16 protein-coding genes, 1 tRNA gene and 2 pseudogenes are annotated in these 18,618 nt (G+C 67.5%); 8 read left to right on the plus strand and 11 right to left on the minus strand.

Going from position 1 to position 18,618, the window contains the following annotated elements; translation table 11 throughout:
- Positions 1 to 472: pseudogene (locus ACWCO3_RS15870) on the minus strand (hypothetical protein); the annotation flags it as partial.
- Positions 473 to 703: 231 nt separating this feature from the next.
- On the opposite strand from ACWCO3_RS15870, the gene ACWCO3_RS15875 reads away from it, so the two are divergent.
- Positions 704 to 790 (plus strand) — tRNA-Leu (locus tag ACWCO3_RS15875).
- On the opposite strand, the gene ACWCO3_RS15880 is transcribed toward ACWCO3_RS15875, so the two are convergent.
- Entirely contained in the window at positions 769 to 975 is a 207-nt protein-coding gene (locus tag ACWCO3_RS15880; RefSeq protein WP_358167891.1) for a hypothetical protein, read from the minus strand. The genes ACWCO3_RS15875 and ACWCO3_RS15880 overlap by 22 nt on opposite strands.
- 466 nt (positions 976 to 1,441) lie before the next feature.
- Here ACWCO3_RS15880 and ACWCO3_RS15885 point away from each other — a divergent pair, with 466 nt between their 5' ends.
- Positions 1,442 to 1,651 carry a hypothetical protein gene (locus ACWCO3_RS15885; protein ID WP_358167893.1) on the plus strand — a complete coding sequence of 70 codons (210 nt, stop codon included), beginning with the start codon at positions 1,442 to 1,444 and terminating at the stop codon, positions 1,649 to 1,651.
- Between the two features lie 861 nt (positions 1,652 to 2,512).
- Here the strand turns inward: ACWCO3_RS15885 and ACWCO3_RS15890 are convergent.
- On the minus strand, positions 2,513 to 3,379 hold the full coding sequence (locus ACWCO3_RS15890; RefSeq protein ID WP_450010588.1) for an SDR family oxidoreductase: 867 nt from the start codon (positions 3,377 to 3,379) through the stop codon (positions 2,513 to 2,515).
- An 81-nt stretch (positions 3,380 to 3,460) separates the two neighbouring features.
- On the opposite strand from ACWCO3_RS15890, the gene ACWCO3_RS15895 reads away from it, so the two are divergent.
- Together ACWCO3_RS15895 and ACWCO3_RS15900 are read left to right on the plus strand one after the other, a co-directional pair.
- Positions 3,461 to 4,006, plus strand: a complete 546-nt coding sequence (locus ACWCO3_RS15895; protein WP_450010590.1) for a TetR/AcrR family transcriptional regulator — start codon at positions 3,461 to 3,463, stop codon at positions 4,004 to 4,006.
- Between the two features lie 20 nt (positions 4,007 to 4,026).
- Positions 4,027 to 4,176 carry a hypothetical protein gene (locus ACWCO3_RS15900; RefSeq protein WP_450010592.1) on the plus strand — a complete coding sequence of 50 codons (150 nt, stop codon included), beginning with the start codon at positions 4,027 to 4,029 and terminating at the stop codon, positions 4,174 to 4,176.
- Between the two features lie 581 nt (positions 4,177 to 4,757).
- Here ACWCO3_RS15900 and ACWCO3_RS15905 read toward each other — a convergent pair.
- Both ACWCO3_RS15905 and ACWCO3_RS15910 read right to left on the minus strand, forming a co-directional pair.
- Positions 4,758 to 5,582: a hypothetical protein gene (locus tag ACWCO3_RS15905; RefSeq protein WP_450010594.1), complete on the minus strand. Its 825-nt coding sequence runs from the start codon at positions 5,580 to 5,582 to the stop codon at positions 4,758 to 4,760.
- Positions 5,583 to 6,126: 544 nt separating this feature from the next.
- On the minus strand, positions 6,127 to 6,666 hold the full coding sequence (locus ACWCO3_RS15910) for an RNA 2'-phosphotransferase (RefSeq protein ID WP_145780006.1): 540 nt from the start codon (positions 6,664 to 6,666) through the stop codon (positions 6,127 to 6,129).
- 475 nt (positions 6,667 to 7,141) lie between these two features.
- Here ACWCO3_RS15910 and ACWCO3_RS15915 point away from each other — a divergent pair, with 475 nt between their 5' ends.
- The gene (locus ACWCO3_RS15915) at positions 7,142 to 7,660 is read left to right on the plus strand and encodes a hypothetical protein (protein ID WP_450010596.1); all 519 of its coding nucleotides are present in this window, start codon (positions 7,142 to 7,144) and stop codon (positions 7,658 to 7,660) included.
- Between the two features lie 435 nt (positions 7,661 to 8,095).
- On the opposite strand, the gene ACWCO3_RS15920 is transcribed toward ACWCO3_RS15915, so the two are convergent.
- Complete coding sequence (locus ACWCO3_RS15920) at positions 8,096 to 9,325, minus strand: MFS transporter (protein WP_167524803.1); 1,230 nt, start codon at positions 9,323 to 9,325, stop codon at positions 8,096 to 8,098.
- A 38-nt stretch (positions 9,326 to 9,363) separates the two neighbouring features.
- Positions 9,364 to 9,951, minus strand: a complete 588-nt coding sequence (locus ACWCO3_RS15925) for a winged helix-turn-helix domain-containing protein (RefSeq protein WP_450010599.1) — start codon at positions 9,949 to 9,951, stop codon at positions 9,364 to 9,366.
- A gap of 846 nt (positions 9,952 to 10,797) precedes the next feature.
- Here ACWCO3_RS15925 and ACWCO3_RS15930 point away from each other — a divergent pair.
- Positions 10,798 to 11,835 carry a DUF808 domain-containing protein gene (locus tag ACWCO3_RS15930; RefSeq protein WP_450010601.1) on the plus strand — a complete coding sequence of 346 codons (1,038 nt, stop codon included), beginning with the start codon at positions 10,798 to 10,800 and terminating at the stop codon, positions 11,833 to 11,835.
- Positions 11,836 to 12,184: 349 nt separating this feature from the next.
- Here the strand turns inward: ACWCO3_RS15930 and ACWCO3_RS15935 are convergent, their stop codons facing one another.
- Positions 12,185 to 13,075, minus strand: coding sequence for a hypothetical protein (locus ACWCO3_RS15935; RefSeq protein ID WP_450010603.1), 891 nt, complete (start codon positions 13,073 to 13,075; stop codon positions 12,185 to 12,187).
- Between the two features lie 45 nt (positions 13,076 to 13,120).
- On the minus strand, positions 13,121 to 13,717 hold the full coding sequence (locus ACWCO3_RS15940; RefSeq protein ID WP_450010605.1) for a DUF4240 domain-containing protein: 597 nt from the start codon (positions 13,715 to 13,717) through the stop codon (positions 13,121 to 13,123).
- A gap of 269 nt (positions 13,718 to 13,986) precedes the next feature.
- Between ACWCO3_RS15940 and ACWCO3_RS15945 the strand changes: the two are divergent.
- Positions 13,987 to 14,418 (plus strand): annotated as a pseudogene (locus ACWCO3_RS15945) (DUF7002 family protein).
- A gap of 27 nt (positions 14,419 to 14,445) precedes the next feature.
- Here the strand turns inward: ACWCO3_RS15945 and ACWCO3_RS15950 are convergent.
- Complete coding sequence (locus ACWCO3_RS15950) at positions 14,446 to 15,705, minus strand: glycoside hydrolase domain-containing protein (protein WP_450010607.1); 1,260 nt, start codon at positions 15,703 to 15,705, stop codon at positions 14,446 to 14,448.
- A 542-nt stretch (positions 15,706 to 16,247) separates the two neighbouring features.
- On the minus strand, positions 16,248 to 17,495 hold the full coding sequence (locus ACWCO3_RS15955; protein WP_450010608.1) for an MFS transporter: 1,248 nt from the start codon (positions 17,493 to 17,495) through the stop codon (positions 16,248 to 16,250).
- A 349-nt stretch (positions 17,496 to 17,844) separates the two neighbouring features.
- Between ACWCO3_RS15955 and ACWCO3_RS15960 the strand changes: the two genes are divergently transcribed.
- The coding region (locus tag ACWCO3_RS15960; RefSeq protein WP_450010610.1) for a LuxR C-terminal-related transcriptional regulator at positions 17,845 to 18,618 on the plus strand (774 nt) is incomplete at its 3' end.

Consider the following 18,618-nt stretch of genomic DNA (forward strand, 5'->3'; position numbering starts at 1 on the left):
GATGCGCACGTTGATGCGCAACCTCGCCGAATCGGGGATGACAGTGGTGCTGTCCAGCCACATCCTCGGTGAGATCCAGCTGATCTGTGACTCGGCCGAGCACCGCGGGCCCGGCGGTGGCCACCCGGGTGTAGTTGCGGCGGGCCTCGTGCCGGTTGCCCAGTTCCTCGGCTACCTCGGCGAGTTCGAAGGCGATCGCGAGCAGGACCGGGTCGGACTGCTCCCACCGCCGCTCACCCGCCGCGAACGCCTCCTCCAGCACCCGGCGGGAGCCGAGCGGATCATCCGCCTCCCGGTGCAGCCGCGCCAGCAGATGCGCGGTGTGCAGCATCTCGGGGTGGTCGTCGGAGTACGGCGGGGGAGGGGACCCGACAGCCTCCGCGAGCAGCTGCCGGGCGGCGCTGAGATCGCCCGCGGCGCGCAGGGCGAGGGCCCGATGCTGGACGGCTGCGAGGGGGGAGGGATGGGACACGTGGCAATGCTGCCGCCAGAGGGCCGCCGGACGCTACCCGGACACGCCTGGCGGCGGTGTTGATGAGGGCGGGTGAGGCCACTTGAGCAGTGGCGCGAGCGCCGAGACCGGGGCACCGGAAGGCGATGTGCATGATCCACGAGCGGCGTGTACAGTAACTCCCCGTGCGGCCCGCCGTACCGACATCGGGTGGAAAGATCATCCGGTCGGCGAGGTAGGCTGAACGTGTAGGTCCGGGTGGCGGAATGGCAGACGCGCTAGCTTGAGGTGCTAGTGCCCGTATAGGGCGTGGGGGTTCAAGTCCCCCCTCGGACACCAATGATTTGCCCACGGTGCGTGCTGAGATCGATTGCAGCGCGCACCGTTTGCGTTTCAGGCTGGTAGTTCAGCCGGAGCCCGAGTTGCCGGTAGACCTCGGCTTTGTCGGCGGGGTCGGCGTCGCGGAGCACGGTGGTGATGTCACCGAGCGCGTTCACCAGGGCCGTGATTTCTGCTCGGCTCATCCGGCGCGGGGTGGCACCTGCGATTGTGCGTAGATCTGCTTCCGCGAGTGCGCGTTCGGCCTGGGTCTGCGCGATCCAGCCGGTGACGACCGCCGGGTCGGCGCGCCATGGCAGAACGAGCGAACCTCATCGCCGGCCTGGTGCGCACGCTTCAGAAGCGGTAGCAGAGGGAGCTTTCCCGCCGGCCACCAACGAGGCGGCCGAGGGCACATCCCAGCTGGCGTGCACCGAAGGTTCGCACGTGAACCATGGCGACCTCCATCTCGTGACGCCGCGAGCAATGCGTGGCAAGTGACGGTCTGCATCTAGTCCGCAAGAGGTCGGCGGACAGCGGGGGAGTGGTGTGAGAACGTCGAGAGGTATTTCCGCTGCTAGATCACCGTGCGCCCAGGTCGGCGGGACGGGCAGTTTGATCTCGTAATTCGTAGGTCACTGCGATCCCGGTCAGGACTCGTCAGGCCAGCTGTTGAGCCCGTCTGCCGCCTGGCAGAGGAAGAGCCCATCGTTCCGCGCGCAGGCCGACCGCCTCACGCTGATTGATCGCTGGGGCCACTTCGTCCTGGATCAACCGGTCCTCGTGTACCCCGGCGAGACGATCTGGCGCAAAGGCGACCAGCTCATGGTGCAGCGGCTTGATGGACGCGTGGACGCCTACCCCGGCTTCGTGAACCGCTGATGCTTTCAGTTGGGTGTCGTTGCTGGGGTGCAGCGTCGCTAGCGCTTAGTCGACGACGAAGGCGTCCACGCATGGCAGCGTCGGGGCCATGCGGGAAATCGCCGGACGCGATGCGTTCGGCGAGGTCGTCGGCGCAGCCCGCCGCTCGGTTCGGATGCCCGCTTGGGCAATGCCCCACCGGGCGGCGGCGAGCGTCAGGCGGAGAGTTCGGCCCAGATCAGCGTGGCCAGTTCGGTGGGCTGAGAAAAGAACGGCGAGTGCGAGGAGTTCATCCGCAGCACCCGTTCGGCCCGCTTGGCCATGAGTTCCTGGGCGAAGGGCGGGGGGCGTTGTCCGCCTCGCAAACGATGTAGGTGCTGGGAATGGTGTGCCACGCCGCCTGGGTCAGCGGCTGCTGCGTCGATGCCCAGGCCTGGAGTCCGAGTCGCCCAACGGCCTGTTCGGCGATCTCCGGATCGACGTCGCTGTAGAAGATCTCTCGGGGCTGCGTCGGCTTGATGTAACCCTTGCCCTTCGCGCGGTTCAACGGCCGCGATTGGTTGGCGTAGTCGCGCACCGTGCCGAGTAGCAGCTGCACATGCCGTGGCGGTGCATCGGGTAGTTGCAGTGCCCACTCGGCATCGCCGTCGATCCGGGTCGCTTGCAGGCGGGGCTTGCAGAGGCCGTCGGTGTTCAGATGCGCATCGTGCCGGCAGCGCAGGCATTCGCCTCACCGCGCCCTGCCGGCAGTGCCACCGCGTCACCCCCTCACCGTGAGAATCCGACCGGTGAGTCCCCTCGCACCCTGATGCCTCAACGCGGAACGGACGTGTGCGCCGGGCCGGCCTCCCGCCGGTCCGACCCACGCCGTAGATGAAGCAGTCACACAGTCTCCGGCGGCCCTTGGCCGACGGAGAAGCCCAGATGGGCCCCTCCGGACGCGTCGATCACCTGGCCGCTCACCCAGCGCCCCGCCGGAGAAGCAAGGAAGGCGACCACGTCCGCGACATCCTCCGGTTCTCCAACACGGCGCAGGGGCGACAGCCCGGTCACGGCCTCGCGGAGCGCCGGCTGGGCGTCGAACCACGCCGCGTTGACCTCGGTGGCGGTGGTCCCAGGCATCACCGCGTTCACCGTGATACCCCTGGCGCCGAGTTCCTGCGCCAACGTGACGCTGAACGTGTTGATTGCCCCCTTCGTCATGGCGTATGCAAGCGTGTCGGGTATCGCGATCCGGGTGGCGACGGACGAGACATTGACGATCCGGCCGCCATCCCGCAGCCGGTCCACTCCACGCTGAACCACTAAGAACGGCGCCTTGACGTTGATCGCGAACAGCTCGTCGAAATCGTCCGGCCGTGCGGTGGCCAGAGTCGGCGTGGCCCCGCCGATCGCCGCGTTGTTCACCAGCACGTCGACGCCGGGTCGTACGCCACGCTCGGCCAACCCAGCGTCCACGGCAGCCCAGAGTCGATCGGCGTCACCCGCGACGCCGAGCTGTGCGCCGACCGCGAACGCCGCGCCGCCCGCTTCGGTGATCTGAGCAACGGTTTCCTCGGCACCCGACCCGTTCGTGCCGTAGTGCACGGCGACCAGCGATCCGTCCGCGGCGAGACGCTTGGCGATCGCGCGACCAATGCCCCGGCTCGCGCCGGTGACGAGGCTGGTAGTGCCATCCATTGTTCTCAACTCTTGTCTCCTGCTCCTCGTATCGGTAACCGGACCGACCATCCAGCCCCTGTTGGCCATGCGGCAACGCACTGAGAGAAGGCGACCTCCGGTTGCCGCACTTCCGCTCGCCGGGGAGGGTTCCGCGCGTACGCTCGTCCGATGCGCTGGGACGCCGAGGAGAAGCGACAGCGAATCCTGGCCGCGGCACGGCGCGCCTTCGCCGAGAAGGGTGAGGACGTCACGGTGGCCCGGATCGCCCGCGATGCCGGCGTGTCCGTCGCCACCGTCTACCGGCGTTTCCCCACGCGGGACCGCCTCATCGCCAACGCTTACGCCGATCAGTGGAACGATTGCGCGGCCATGCACGCCGCAGCCCTTCGTGACCCGGATCCGGCGCGTGCGCTGCGGGAGCTGATCCGTACGCTCTGCGCATATCAGTTGCAGGACAGAGGCTTCACCAGGGCTTACGTCGACGCGGTGGTCGCCGGGCACGGGCTCGACCACGAGCGGCAGGAGACCGAACGTGTCATCGCCCAGCTCCTGAAGCAAGCCCAGGCGGCCGGGAGCGTCCGCGCCGACCTGACCGTCGCCGACTTCCGGCTTCTGATCGCCGCCCACCACGGCGTCGTCCTGGCCGCCGGCCCCGACGCCGCAGCGGATTCCCAGCGCTACCTGTCACTGATGCTGCGCTCGCTCCAGGCCTGACAACCGGTGCGTCCGCGGCGGTGTCGCTCGTCATCGCCGTCGGCATCGCCCCCTGGAACGTCAGCCGGCTGGCGGCGCCGGGACTCGTAGGGTGGCAGATCAGCCTGACCGACGAGTTCGCGGACGCCCCGCTGCTACCCGACCTGCCGGTGCCCGCGAAGACGCGCTGACGTCAGAGTCTGTGCAGCGTGCTGTTTCCCGCGGAGTGCTCGCGGTTCTTTTAGAGAAGCCAGCATTCCTCTATGTCGGCTGGTAGGGGAGTGTGCGCGGGTCAAGGCGGTAACGAGCTGCCAGGTGCCCCGGCCTTGCGACTGGGAGCACGTTGGGTGCAGGTTGGCGAAGAGGTCTCCGCGACCGAAGTGCTCACCTCCGGTGGACAAGGGCGAGGGGCCTTGACCTGCGGTGATGGAGGTCGAGCGGTGCGGCGTGATGTCCCAGTAGAGGTCGAATTGGTCAGGCGTTACTGCTCCCGGGATGGCTGGCGCCAGCCGGCGTGTCGGTTCGCCTAGTGCCACGTCTGCGGGCGTGTTGCAGATCGATGTGGAGCGTTGCGGGTGAGCTTGCTGGAGACCGCCGCGGCTCCGTCATTCGAGAGACCGATCCCAGGGGCGGTGCCCTGACCAGGCACTTCGGGCTGGAGACCTCTTCGGCGTAACCGAAGGCGTCAGCGCTGGCCCCGCAGAGCCGGTAGGGCTGCGTCCGCTCACGTCGACATGAGTGCGTCTCGCGGCTTTGTGAAGGATGACATGGTTCAGCCATGGCCGAGTTCCTGCCATCCGGGCCATCGCCAACTCTCGGCCTCAGGCCAGGTCGCCACGAGCCCGGCGGAGAGTGCGCCGCCGAATGCCACGGTTCCCTCGTGGGATGCGTAGGCAATCCAATCGTGATGCTCGTCGATCCAGAGACCCTCCGGCCCGGTGTACCTCGGAACGACGGTCTCCACATCCAACAGGTAGTCGGCCCCATACTCGCGCAACTCGACTACACGCCGCCGGCCCAGCTCTCGCAGCACTCGGCGAACCTGATCAACGCCGTCGCCCTCCCACATCGACTCCCCAGTCAGGACCAGCACGTCGTGCGGAACTGAACTACTCAGCAACGGGTGCCAGCAGCCGTTCTGCACCCCCCATCGCCGTTGCAGCGACGTCCGCCAGGCTGACGACTCCTCGGGCGTTAGCACGCGCCGGTACGGGACGGGGTCGGTGCGGAAATCGGTCTGCGCCGTCCAGTGCTGCACCTTTGCAGCGAACAGCCGGCGCTCATCGGCCATAGCCAGTGCTTGGACCTCGTCGTACGGGGGCTCGGTGAAGGGGGAATTCGCACTCTCGGCAGCCGTGAGCATCATGCTGGCCACCACGTCACCGCTGGGAAGCCGGTCGGGATCGAGCCGCTCCACCTCCACGAGGATGGCGTCCACGACGTTGTAGCGTGGGAAGATCTCCTTCGCGTCGGTGGTGTAGTGGTACCCATCGGCCTGGCGGCCACTGTTGGGCAGCCGACCATATTCGCCCTGGAGTTCCTCGTATCGCCTCGTCAGATACCGGCGTGATGCCCAGTGCAACGTTGTGGGATCCACGCATACATCCTCTCCGGTCAGTCCACGGCGCTTCAGAGGTGCACGGATCTGCCGCGATCCGCGGCTCTGCAGCTGACTGTTGGGCCTCGGTTGAGCCGTTTCGGGAGCCCGCTCACGATGAGCGGGCTCCGCGGAGCCTGGCCCGGCTCGAACGGTGCTGCCATCCCTGGGTCAGTGACGTGCGGTACCGGCGCCGCACGTTGGGCAGGCCGGCCTCCGAGGCTAATGCGTCCAAGCCTGGGTACGGGAGTCCTCGCGCGCGCGTGCATCTCCTCAAGTCCGAGCAGGCCCAGTTGGGTCACCTGGTTTAGGCCCTGACCCTCGCCGCGCACCTGCTCAGCTCTTCCAGACAGCAGCTCTTCGTGTCCGCACGCTGCAGGCCGGCGGCGTGAACCGCGACGGGTGAAGTGGGCCTTCGCAGAGCGATCGTGTTGGCTGCCGTCTCCTGTCCCGGCCCAGGGTCGCCGCGCCGGATGTCTCGTGCCGTATCCCGTTCGAGGTCGTACGCACCCGGCCGGAACAGCGGCCCGGGCCAGGCCAGGGCTCAGTCGAGCAGATAGCTGGCAGGGACCGCGTCGGTGAGCCAGACGCCGTTGGCGCTGCGGTGGAACACGTGCCCGTCGGCGGCCATCGCCGCCGCGTCGATGGTGAGGATCACGACCCGACCGGCCCGTCGGGCACCGACCCGGTGGGCGGTCTCGGTGTCGGCGGAGAGATGGACGTGGTGCCGTCCGCCGCGGTGCAGGCCGGTGGCCCGGATCGACTCCAGCGCACTGGCGCTGGTGCCGTGATAGAGCCGCTCCGGTGGGGTCACCGGGGGCAGCCCGAGGTCCACCGGGACTGAGTGGCCCTGGTTGGCCCGGATCCGCAGCACCCCGTCGGTGCCGGGCTCGACAGCGAACCGCTGCTTGTCGTTGCCGGCGACGACCGCGTCCAGCTCGGCCCGCTCGATCCGTAGCGCGGCGAGCAGAGCGTCGACGGGAGTCCAACCGGCCGGGTCGAGCACCAGGCCGGCCCTGTCGGGATCGTGCCGAAGTGCCTTCGACATCCGTTTACTCAACTTCACCAGGTGCTCGCGTTCCACGGTGACATTGTGGTCGATCCCCGTCGCTCGAATCGAGAGGTTTCCGACGACGCCGAACCCGGAGTTTTCTCCGGTGGGCCTGCGCCGCTGCTCCCAGGAAGGCTGCCGCCGGCCGGTGCCGCGGCTCGCCTGACGCCACGCCTGTAGGTCCTCTGCAGACCAACGTGAAGAGTTGCGGTTGACCTTGCTGAAGTCCGCCGCGGTTCCGTCATTCAAGACACCGATCCCACAAGCAACGTCCTGAGCTGGCCGTTCGGGCTGGTGAGCTCTTCGGCGTAACCGAAGGCGTCAGCGCTGGCCCCGCGGAGCCGATAGGGCTGCGTCCGCTGACATCGATATGAGTGCGTCGCGCGTCTCTCTGAAGGATGACATGGTTCAGCATGGCCAAGTTCCTGCCCATCCGGGCCATCGCCAACTGTCGGCCTCAGGAGGTCGTGGATCAACACCACGCCATGAATCGCGTATCGTGCTGCCCGTGTCTGACCAGCCGGCGTCGAAGCCGAGCCGCAAGGCCGCGATCGCTCTCGTCCTGGCCAGCCTGAGCCTCGTGCTGTCTTTGGTCTCGTGTGGCTTCGTAGCCGTTGCAGGGCTTGAGGACTTTGATGATTCGCTTCAGTCACCGCCGCAGCCTGCAAGCGCGTCGGAGGTCGAAACCTTCGCCCACGTGACCTTCCCGCCGGGCACGGTGTTCCTCTCGGCCGCCCAGAGTAACGGACTGGAGACCTACCTGTCGGCGAGGTTCCGGATTCCTCGCGAGGCCCTCGACACCTTCCTGACTGACGGAGATTTCGCCGCCGGGCTGACCCCCGGGCTACGCGCCGTGAGCAAACAGGACGATGTCGGCGGAGGAAACAGCTGGCACCCCGAGACGGCAGTTCGAGTCTCCGGCCTGGATGAAGAAACACCGGGACCCAACGGCACCTACCGTCGTCTGCTGGTGGACCTCGATGCGGAAGACACCGTGACGGTGTACCTCCGCGCGAGCCAGCCCTGATATCCGACGCTCGTGTAGACGGCTGATGGTTCGCGCTGCGCTGCACGTGCGCAATATTGGGATGAACGAGTCAGATGCCGGCCTGCCGTCCCAGTTGCCAACGAGCATCCCGCCATAGGCGCTCGAACTCCCCGAAGGACAGGCTCTCCTCGGGGCACGTGTGTCTTGCCGTTGTGCCTCCGTCGCCGGGCTGTCGCCGTTGACAATCGCGATCCAGGAGTGGAGGCGGCTTGAACGGGGGGCTGACGATCAGTCAGCGCGTGCCACGTGCAGCTGGTTGATGGTCTGGGTTCTGGTGTGGACCAGGTCGTGGTGGTCGGTCAGGCAGCCAGGCGGCGACCGCTTCACCTACAGCCACGTCACTGAGCCGATGATCGCCGCCGTCGTCGACGCGCCGCAACACCGACGATGATTACCATCATTTGGGGTTACATATTAACGACTGTGATCGTTTTCCAGCGACACGTGATGCTGATCATGATTAGTCATTGGTCGTTGACTCTGAGAGGTCCTCTGTGGAACTGCAGGACCTGTACCACGGCTTCGGAATAGTAGTGCCGCGAACGCGGGAAGGGTGGCGGCGACGGCGATCGTCGCCCACGGCCCAGCGCCGGTGACCAGGACGCCGCCCGCGGCGTAGGCCAAGGATCCGGCCAGCCCGTTCGCGGACGCCAGCCAAGCGAACGCGGTCAGCCGATGCCCGCCCGTCAGGTTCTCGCTCAGATCGGTCAGCAGGGCCGCTGCCGCCGGGGTGATGAATACGCCAGCGAGGAACGCCAGCGGGTACAGAGCCGGAGCGGACCGGGCGGCGAGCAGCAGGGCGAACCCGACAGCGCTGCCGAGCAGCAGCAGCCGTACCTGCCGGCGCACTGGCGCGTGCCACGACCGCGACCCGTACCACAATCCACCCACAACACTGCCCGCCGCCCACGTCGCGAGCACTACCCCGCTGGCGGCCGAGGAGCTGAACCTGACCGCGACCGCGATCAGCGCGACCTCCACAAGACCGATCGCGGCCATCTGGACCGTCGCTACGCCCAGCCACGGGAGGAGCCGGATCAGCATCCGGCGGTCCGCAGCCTGCTCCGGCGCGTCCGGCGACGATTCCGGCGACGGGACGCGACGCTGCTGGATCAGCAGGGTGGTGGCACCGGCAACCGGGAGCAGCGCTGTTCCGGCCAGGGCAGCCGTTGGGCTGCTCAAGGCCACGACCAGCCCGACGAGGGCAGGCCCCAGTACGAACAGCACTTCAGTGCCCACGGTGTCCAGGCCGTACGCGGCGATGCGTTCCTGCGGGTCCTCGATGGTAGTCGCGATCGTGGCCCGCAGCGTTGCGCTCAGCGGCGGGATCGCCGCACCGGCCAGCACGACTCCGGCCCAGAAGTTCCACGACTGCCCCGGCAGGACGATGACTAACAGGCCGGTGCTGCTCAGGATCCCGGCGATCAGTAGGACGAGGTTGCCGTAGCGCTCGGCCAGCCGGGCGATCAGCGGCCCGCTCAGGCTCGCGCAGAGTCCGTAGGTGGCGGCGGCCGCGCCCGCAATGGCGAACCCGCCGTACCGCTGGTTGGCCAGCAGAAGAATGAGCAGCGGTGACATCGTCTGGGCGAGCCGTGCGACGAGTGCGCCGATCAGGGCCGCCAGAATCTGCCGGTTCGCGACCACTCCGGCGTAGCGGCGCAGGCCCGTCGTCTCGTTATCAGTCATTCGGCAGTCCCCGTCCCTGGTGCGGTCTGCGCGAAGCCACGCACGGCCAGCCGGACCGGGCTGCGTCCGTCGTGGCGGGTCCGGCTCGCCTTCTCCACGTGGCAGCGGGTGATCTCCTCGACCGCCTCGCCCCAGGCTTTGAGTTCGGCGGGTGTCATGAGGACGGTCCAGGTGTGCACGGTCGTACTCGATGCCCAGTCGTCGCTCCCTGCCTCCGGTGACGCCAGGAAGCTCAGGAAGAGCGCGAGGTCGTGCCGGGCCGCCGCGCCGATCGCGTCCGTGCGGGCATTGTCGGAGTCCGCGCCACCGGTCTTTCCTGGAGGCGGCATCCATACCTCGTCGAAACGGCGTTGCCAGGGTCGCTGCCGGGTGTCTTCGGCAAGTGGAGAGCCCTGCTCCACTAGGCCCTGTTTGGCGAGCACGTGCAGGTGGTAGGAGCAGGACTTGGGAGAGAGTTTGAGCTGCGCCGCGCATTCCGAGGCGGTCAGCCGGTCGTGGACGCGGAGCAGATCCAGGATCCGGAGCCGCGCGGGATGAGCCAGCGCGCGCAGCCCTTCGACATCTGTGACAGATGTGGAAGACATGTTCCGAATCTACCGGCAGCGCCGGATCCCTGCCACCGTTCGGGCTGCGGCGGCGGCAGGGCCAGCGATTGGGGTGAACAAGGCAGCCAACGGCATGACGCCGATTCGACGGCGAGCCTGGGCCAGAGTCGATGACGTCTGAATGGCCACGGCGGACCGCCGAGGTCAGAGATGAGCCTGGCCCAGACCTGGCCAGAGCCGTCACTGCCAACGGCATCGGGGCCGATCGCTTCGGCGATGCCGTGCGTTCACCGCCGAGGAACTGGGTGATCTGTCCGTCCTGGTTGCCGCATCGGTTCGCTCGCGGAAGAGGGCCTCCCGCCTCGATGTATTGCTCTGGGCTGCTAAAACTGCTGCCGGTACGTGTCCGTCAGCTAAGACTCAGATCGCCCCCGCAACTTGCTGAACAGGGCCTTTTGCTGGGCGACCTCCTTGGCGAGCCCGAAGGCGTCAGCGTTCACGGGTGTCGTTGGCCGTGGTGTTATCCCATCATTCGATGAGCAGGCGCCCGCAGTGCCCATGGCGGCTGGCTCACCAGTGACCGCCCCTCCAGTCTGGAGACATCTTCGGCGGCACCGTAGAGGTCCCACGTCCGCTCAGCAGAGTTACGAAGGTCTAGCCTCCACCTACGCCGACCCTGGCTAACGGTGACTGCGGCGGACGGGTTCGGCCTGAGCTGGCGTCAGGTGATGGCCCGGGCGCGGTGGTGGCGGGTCGTCGGCCGAGCGCGATAGCCGATCACCTCGAGCCCTCGCCCCATAGGACCGGGCGGTGGCGTGCCGCGCACAGGGACCTGAGCGAGAATGGGTCAGTTCGAACTCTGCGCAACCCTGGAAGGACCCTCCCTTGGCCGGTGGACTCGTAGCCCTGCTGGATGACGTGGCGGTGCTGGCCCGTGCCGCCGCCGCGTCGATCGATGACGTCGGGGCGGCCGCCGCGAAGGCCGGCGCCAAGGCTGCGGGCGTCGTCGTCGACGATGCCGCCGTCACGCCGCAATACGTGCGGAGCCTGGCGGCCGAGCGCGAGTTGCCGATTATCAAGCGCATTGCCCTGGGGTCGCTGCGCAACAAGTACTTCATCATCCTGCCGGCGGTGCTGCTGCTCAGTCAGTTCGTGCCCTGGCTGCTCACCCCGATCCTCATGCTCGGCGGCGCCTACCTCTGTTACGAAGGCGCGGAGAAGGTGTGGGCCAAGATCGCCCATCACGATGCCGACGGCGCGGGCGAGGAAGTGGTGCAGGACGAGACGACACTGGTGTCCGGGGCGGTACGAACCGACCTGATCCTCTCGGCGGAGATCATGGTCATCACCCTTAACGAGGTGATCGATGAGCCGTTCTGGTCCCGCCTGGCGATCCTGGCTATCGTCGCCGTCGTTATAACCGTCCTGGTGTACGGCGTGGTCGCCCTGATCGTAAAGATGGACGACGCCGGGCTGCGCCTGTCGCAACGTTCCGGCGCCGTCGCCACGTTCGGCCGCGGTCTGGTGAGGGCGATGCCGGTGGTTCTCACCGTGCTGACGGTGGTCGGCACCGCGGCGATGCTGTGGGTGGGCGGGCACATCCTGCTGCTAGGTACGAACGAGCTGAACCTGCACTTCCTGTACGAGGCCGTGCACCACGTGGAGGTCGCCGCCCACGACGCCACGGGTGTTCTCGGCGGGCTCGTCGGCTGGCTCGTCAATACGGTGGCCAGTGCGATCCTCGGGCTGATCGTCGGAGCGTTGGTCGTGCTGGTCATGACTCTCACGCTCCACCGCCGCACATCCAAGGCTACGGCTACGGCTACGGCGACCGCGACTCGTACTGACGGCACCATCCCCGCGCCGCCGAGCCGTGCAGATCGGCGTCTCGACGCTCCTGCGGACCGAGCGCCGCGCGGTTGACCGCGAAATCACCGCAACTCGACCATAGACCTCGGCTTTCGTCGTCGGGGTCGGCGTCGCGGGGCACGGCGACGATGTCGCCGAGCGCTCGGACTAGGTCGGCGATCTGGGAGTGGCTCATCCGGCGTGGCTCTGTCTGCTGGGTCATTCGAAGTTCAGCTTCGGCTCGTGTCCGTTCGGCCTGGGTTTCGATGATCCAACCGGTCACTAGTGCGGGATCTGCGACCGTGTCCGAGAACCCGTGCACGGGTCGTGGCCTACCGGCCGCAACGCTTTGTTAGTGGGACGCGGCGGGCCGAGCGTTCCATGGCGGCGACATGCGCGGGCGATGACGGCTGCGCGATCGACGTCAACGAGCGCTGCGCCGTTCGACCGTACGGCGGCTATCGGAGGGTATTGGCAGCAGTGCCGGTGGGAACAGTTGACGCAGCGTCGGGCCGATGGCCGTTGCCAGTGTGCCGTCGTCGCCGGAGTGCATGATCAGGTTGATCACTCCTGTCGCAACGTGTCCGGTGCGGGTTTCGGTAGCCGCGGCCGCGACGTCGGGCAGGCTGAGGTCGGCGAGTAGTTGCCGTACCAGGACGCCTTCACCCCACAGGGCCTCGGCGGGGATGGGGAGCCGGCCCAGCCAGGACAGCAGGATCGCCGCCCTGGCGGTGGGTGAGGGGATGGCGGCGGTGAGCCTTCGACGGACGTCGTCGACGTGCGCATCGGACAGCTCGCCACACTGCTGGCCGGTGGCAGCGACCAACACAGAATGCAGCACGTCCGGAACCCCACGCTCGTCCAGGTACCGCTTGCCTTTCTTGCCGGCGGGCCGGAACTGCGGACGACCCTCGCGCAGGTTCAGCAGGTCAGCCAACGGTGCCAGGAAAGAGGTCAACTGGTTTGGTACTCCGTGTCCGGCCAGAAACACGTGCAGCGCCGCGGGATCCGCCACGACGAGGTCGTTACGGAACCGCGACCGCTCCCAGCTGACCGAGCCGTGGCCGTGAAGACTCGCGCTGGCGAGCACGTCGCCCGTTGCATCGCGGAGCACGATCGTCGGCCCACCGTGACAACGGCAGATGTCACCGGTGAAGCGACCTGTCGTGGCTAATTCGCGCGCCGCCTCGACAGACACAGCGTCTGGCAGCTCGGCCAGAACTACGCGACCGCAAAGGGGACCGGCATCCTCACCGCCCTCGACGATCTGCACGGTGCGTGTTCGAGTCCAGACATGGTCAAGCCACTCAATCATCGCTACCTCCGACCGCCTCCAAGCATCCGGGCTGAGCTGCCGAGATCAATCCTTGCCGGGGCGGAGGAACAGCTCGGCCAGCCGGGGTAGCCGCCTCCGCATCTCGTCATCGTTGTCGAAGTCGAAGTCCTCACCCATGTCGGGTTCGCGGGCCTCGTCGATGCCGACCGCAGCGTGCTGGCGGGCCTTCATCGCCTCGTAGAAGGCGTCGTCGTCACCACCCGTGACCTGCTCGTAGGCTTCGCTGGCTACGTAGTTCACCGACTCGGCGAACAGCGCGCCGCCGTCGTCTTCCTCGGCCGCCGCTTGTAGTACGACGGGATGGTCAGCCAGTCCGTCGGGCGAGGCCAGGACACGCTCGTACCACTCGCGCCCCAATGCGATGACTCCCGCCCGGAAATCTATGAAGCTGTCGTCCGAGCATCCACCGCCGATCAGGTACGCAGCCGCCCACACGTCCCAGCGGTAGAGCGCGTCATGGAGCTGGTCGAACAGCTCCTGGAACTCGAGGATGCGCTCCGGTGATGTTGCGGCCAAGCGCGTTACCAGTGCCGCGGCAACGGCCTCACCGTCGTCGCCGGTCCGTCCGTCGAGACCCGCCCCGGCCGACTTCACGACCGTCCAAAACTCGTCAACGTCCACGGCGCGAGAGTCTCCCACGGCCAACTGACACAACTCTTGCCTTGCAACCCAGGCCCCAGTCGCTAGCAGCCCGCTCAAGCCTTCCTGACCCTGAGCATGCGCCCATGGGCGCGAGCCGGTCGTTACGGACAGCGGTTGTCTTGGCAGGCGTAGGGGTAGCCGCGTAAACCGCCAGCGCTGCAGGACCGCCCGACTGTCAACGGGGTGATGAGGATGACGACCGGATCGCTGATGGCCCGTACTCGTGGACGTTCGGCATCATTGCCGGCATGGACGTCGAGAAGATTGATCCTGACTCGTCGTTGGCCGAGTACCTCGCCGCCATCAACTCTCGGGTCTTCTTTTGGGCCAGTGCCGAGCGACTGGACCGGTTGCGTCAGGCGAAGGAGTACCGCACCGAGGACCAAGTCGTCCTGCACGTCGACACCCGCGCCCTCGTCGAGCGATAAGGCCTGCGGATCGAACTCTGCCGGTTCAACTCGGGGGTGGTGACGCAGAAGAACCACCCCTTGCGCGGGCACCGATCCTGGGTGCCGATCGCCGACTATCCCTACGACGAGTACCACCGTCGGTTTGGCCGCGATGGCGCCTTGGTCGAGGTCACTGTTCTGGGCGCGGTCCCTGACATCCTCGACCTGACCGACAAGATCGAAGGCGCCCTCAACTGGGTCTCCACCCTTCGTGGCCGGGCCGTCGGATAGGGATGCACTCGGCAGTTGCGAGGGGGCTCAGACCCGGGTGATCCGCACCGCGTCGGCGACCACGAGTCCGGTGCCGCTGGTCCAGCGACTCACGCCGACCTTGTTGCCCGTGCCCGCAGCCAGGGTGAACACGCCGATCGAGACCCACCTACCGCCGTTGATCCGCTGGTTGACGGAGACGGACCTGCTGCCTGTGGTGGTCTCCACAAGGTATGGCGTCTGGTTGTTGTAGCCCGCGTCGGCCGGGTACCAGACTGAGATCTCATAGCTTCCGGTCGCCGGGATGGTCGACCGGAACCAGGCGACGTCGCTGGACGACACCGGACTGGTAAACCGGTAGTCGGTGCCGAACCGTTGGCCGGAGTAGGCCGACGTGCCCCATTCGGTGCTCGCCGTGAACCCGCCCGAGGCGCTGTTGTCGATGGTCGTGGTCCACTGCTGCGGCGGGGTCTGCGTGACCCGCACGTCGAGGTAGTTGCGGTCGATCTTCATCGTGACGCCACCCCACGTCTCGGTGACCTCCCCGGCGTACTGGTGTACGCGCTGCTGATTCGCGTAGTAGGTATCGGCGCAGTAACTTCCGGCGTCCGTGTCAGCCACCCCGTTCCACCAGGCGATCCAGATCTGGTCGAGTCGCGTGTAGCTCGGGTTGTCGTAGGCGTCGCAGACGTCCTTGATGCCGGACGAACCGCTGGAGTACATGCCGGCGAGGTAGCCCCGTACGTGCAACTGCTCGGTCCAACCGGACAGGAACGACAGCACGGCGGCCCGGCACGACGCGTTCGACGGGTACTGCTCGATGTCGTTGTAGATGGTGCTCGCCGTGCCGATGCCCAGTGCCTGGGCGGCATTCGCCGCGCTGTTGGCCGCGGAGACGCCTTGCGACCGGGCGGTGGCGGGATCGGCGGACATCTTCGGTGTGCGGGTGCCGCACGGTGCCTGGTAACCCAGTTCGATGGGGATCAGCCGCCATCCGTTGCTGGTCTGGTTGGCCACCCAGCTTGCGGTGAGGTTGGGCTGGGAACAGGAGCGGCTCGCCCCGCTGATGTAGATGCCGACCGCGCCGTAGGGCGAACTGGCCCGCCATGCGTTCATCGTGGTCTGTGACGGAGCGGCGCAGGTGTCGAATCCCCGGCCGGTGAAGGTGCCGGGTTGCGGTCCGGTGGCCAGCGGCGTCACCGCAGTCGATGCTTGTGTGGGTGTCGCGGCCACAGCAATCGACTCGGTGGGCGCCACGATTACTGCGGCAACGGTGAGACTCGCCAGCCACCCGGCAGTGACTCTCACGTCGCCTCCACCTGAAGGAATTATTGCCCGGGAACGGACAGTGCGAAAGATTTCTACCACGAATCGATGAGCAGCAATAGAGGGTCGCCGCCGACGTCAGCTGAGGGGCAGGCCCACGTAGTTCCCGGCCAGGCCGATGAGGTACGCGCACCCAAGCGCTGTTCGCTGGCGACGGCAACACGCAGGTCGGGCCGGTGTGCTGCGTCTGCTGTCCACCATCTCCGCGGTCAGCGGTGCCATAGCACGACCGGCGGCAGGCCGCCCCCGGCGTCCTCGGCTCAGACGGACCCGTCCCTCGCATTGATCAACTGCCCCTAGGTGCCGAGCCTCCCACGCGGGCGAGCTTCGAGCGCGCTTGAAAGCAAGCCGTGCTCAGGCTCGAGAGGCGACGAGCGGTCCCGCCCGCTTGATCCTCTGCGCGATGATCTCGGTTTCGACGACCCGTCGGTGACCTATTGGTGACCTCGGGTGGGCTGTGGTGCGTGTTTGGGACCCGGCCTCCGGGGACCTGCGGTTGGAGATCGGCCTCGGCCTCGGCGGCGTCAGGTCGTGGAGGCCGGGACCGTCTCGCGGACCAGCGTGTCAGCGCTGCGGTTGGCGGCCGGAATGATCAGCGCCGATGCGACGAGCGCGGCGACGGCGATGCCCAGCCATCCCCAGAAGCCGAAGGCGATGACCAGGCCGGAGAGCGCCGCCGGGCCGATGATGTTCTGCGTGATCACGTGCAGGTCGAACGCCCCCAGGTACTCGCCCTGAGCGTGCTCGGGGGCGAGGCCGAACGCGAGCCCCCAACCGGAGGCGGCCTGCATCACCTCGGCTACGGAGAGGATCAGCACGGCGGCGACGATCGCCACGGACGCCAGGGCCACGTTGTCGTCGAGCGCGGTCACCGCTAGGACCGCGCAGCCGCCGGCCAGCCAGTAGCCGGAGCGCCGGGCGAGCCGACCGGCGCCGTGCACGGTGTCCGCGCCCCGGCTGGCCCGTACCTGGAACAGGATGACGAACGCGGTGTTGACGATCAGCAGCAGAGGAATCAGGAAGTGCGGCAGGTCGGTGCGGTTGAGCGCCCAGAGCGGCAACGTCACCAGGATGATGCTGACGTGGGAGGCGAGGATCGTCGAGACGCCGATCACCGCGAGGAAGCGTGGGTCGCGGACTGCGGCGAAACGCTTGAAGCCCACCGGTGCGGGACGCGGCGGCACGTCAGGCAGGCGGGTGACGAGCAGCGCGGCGCCGGCCATCAACGCGGCAGTTGTGAGGGGGATCAGCACGAGCAGCCGTTGGCTCAGGGCGGCGACGGCCGCCACGCCGATACCGATGCTGAATCCGATGTTGAACACCGACCGCATCATGGCCTTGAGCTTCACCCGCTCCTCGGCGGGCACGAGGTTGCCGATGAGGGCCCCGTTGGTCGGGCCGGTGCCGTACTCGAGGAAGCCGACGGTGACCACCAGCGCGAAGAAGGCGGTAGCGCTGTCGACAAGGCTGTAGAGCCCGAATCCGACCGCCAGCGCGGCGAACAGAATGACGAGCAGGCGGCGGGCGCCCACCCGGTCGGCGATCACACCGAACAGGACCGACGAGAGGAAGGCGGACAGGCCGGCGGCCGACAGGCCCAGGCCCACCTGCCGGGCGTCGAGTCCGACACGCAGCGTGAAGTAGACGACGCTGCCGCTGAGGAAGACTCCCTTGCCGATGGACTCGGCCAGTCGGATCGCGATCAGCTTCCTGCGGAGCGGGTCGGTCGGTACCAGGCCGGCGACAACGTCCGTCACTCGTGACAAGGGCATGGGTCAATCCTGGCGACGGCGGTGTCCGACGGACAGGGCGACAGGTGTAGCGCGTACGGGACGACGTCCCGGATCGGCCGGGAAATTCGCCCGTGGAATCCCGGGTCGGCGGCACGTCGACCGCCCGTAGGAGGTCCGCTGTGGACGGCTTCGTCAGGGCCAAAACGGAAAGTTTGGTTCGGCTATTCGTTGCGTCAAAAGGCTGACCGAGCCCGTTCCCGGGATCACTTCTTGTGTTGTTCTGTTGGCCGTGAGTAGATGTTCATCACGACGCGGGGTCGGCGCTACCGCGGCGTTTCCCCGCGCGACTAAGACACCGCGGGCCGTTCGGACGGGGTGAGGTGGATAGATGGTCAGCGTTGGCTCGGCCTCGGAACTGACTCGGAACATGAGGCGGTATCCGGAGGAAGTCACGGCGGAGACACAACCCGACGCGGTGACGGTGGTCCTGGCCGACGCTCAGCCGGTGGTGCGCAGGGGCCTGCACGCCCTGCTGTCGCCGTCGGCTGAGGTCGCCGTGACAGGTGAGGCGGCGTCCGCGCGGGAGGCGTTGGCGCTGGCCACCGCCACACGTCCCGACGTGCTCGTTCTCGACGTCGAGCTGCCGGGGTTCCAGGCGGGCGTGACGATCCAGGAGATCAACCGGGTGTCGCCCTCGACAGCGGTGCTGGTCTTCACCGCGGTCGAGGACGAACACGCGATCCTCGCGGCCATGTGGGCGGGCGCCCGGGGCTACGTGCTCAAGAGCTGCCCGGGCGACGGCATCGTCCGGACGATCCGGGGCCTCGCGACGGGTGAGGTCATCCTCGGCCCCCGGGTGGCCGACAAGCTCATCGGGCAACTGAGCCTGGAGCCCCGCAACCAGCAGCTCTTCCCGGAGTTGACAGCCCGCGAGCGGGAGGTGCTGGAACTGATTGCCTCGGGTATGCGCAACGTGGCGATCGCCGCGAAGCTGAATCTGTCCCCGAAAACGGTCAGCAATCATATTTCCATCATCTTCAGCAAATTGAACGTTTCTGACCGGTACGAGGCGATCGAGGTCGCCCGCCGGGCGCGGTTGGGGCGCCCCGGGCCGCCCGGCCATTCACCAGTGGTGCCTGGTGGCAGCGTTCTGCTGGCCGGC

The organism is Micromonospora sp. NPDC002411, assembly GCF_053592955.1.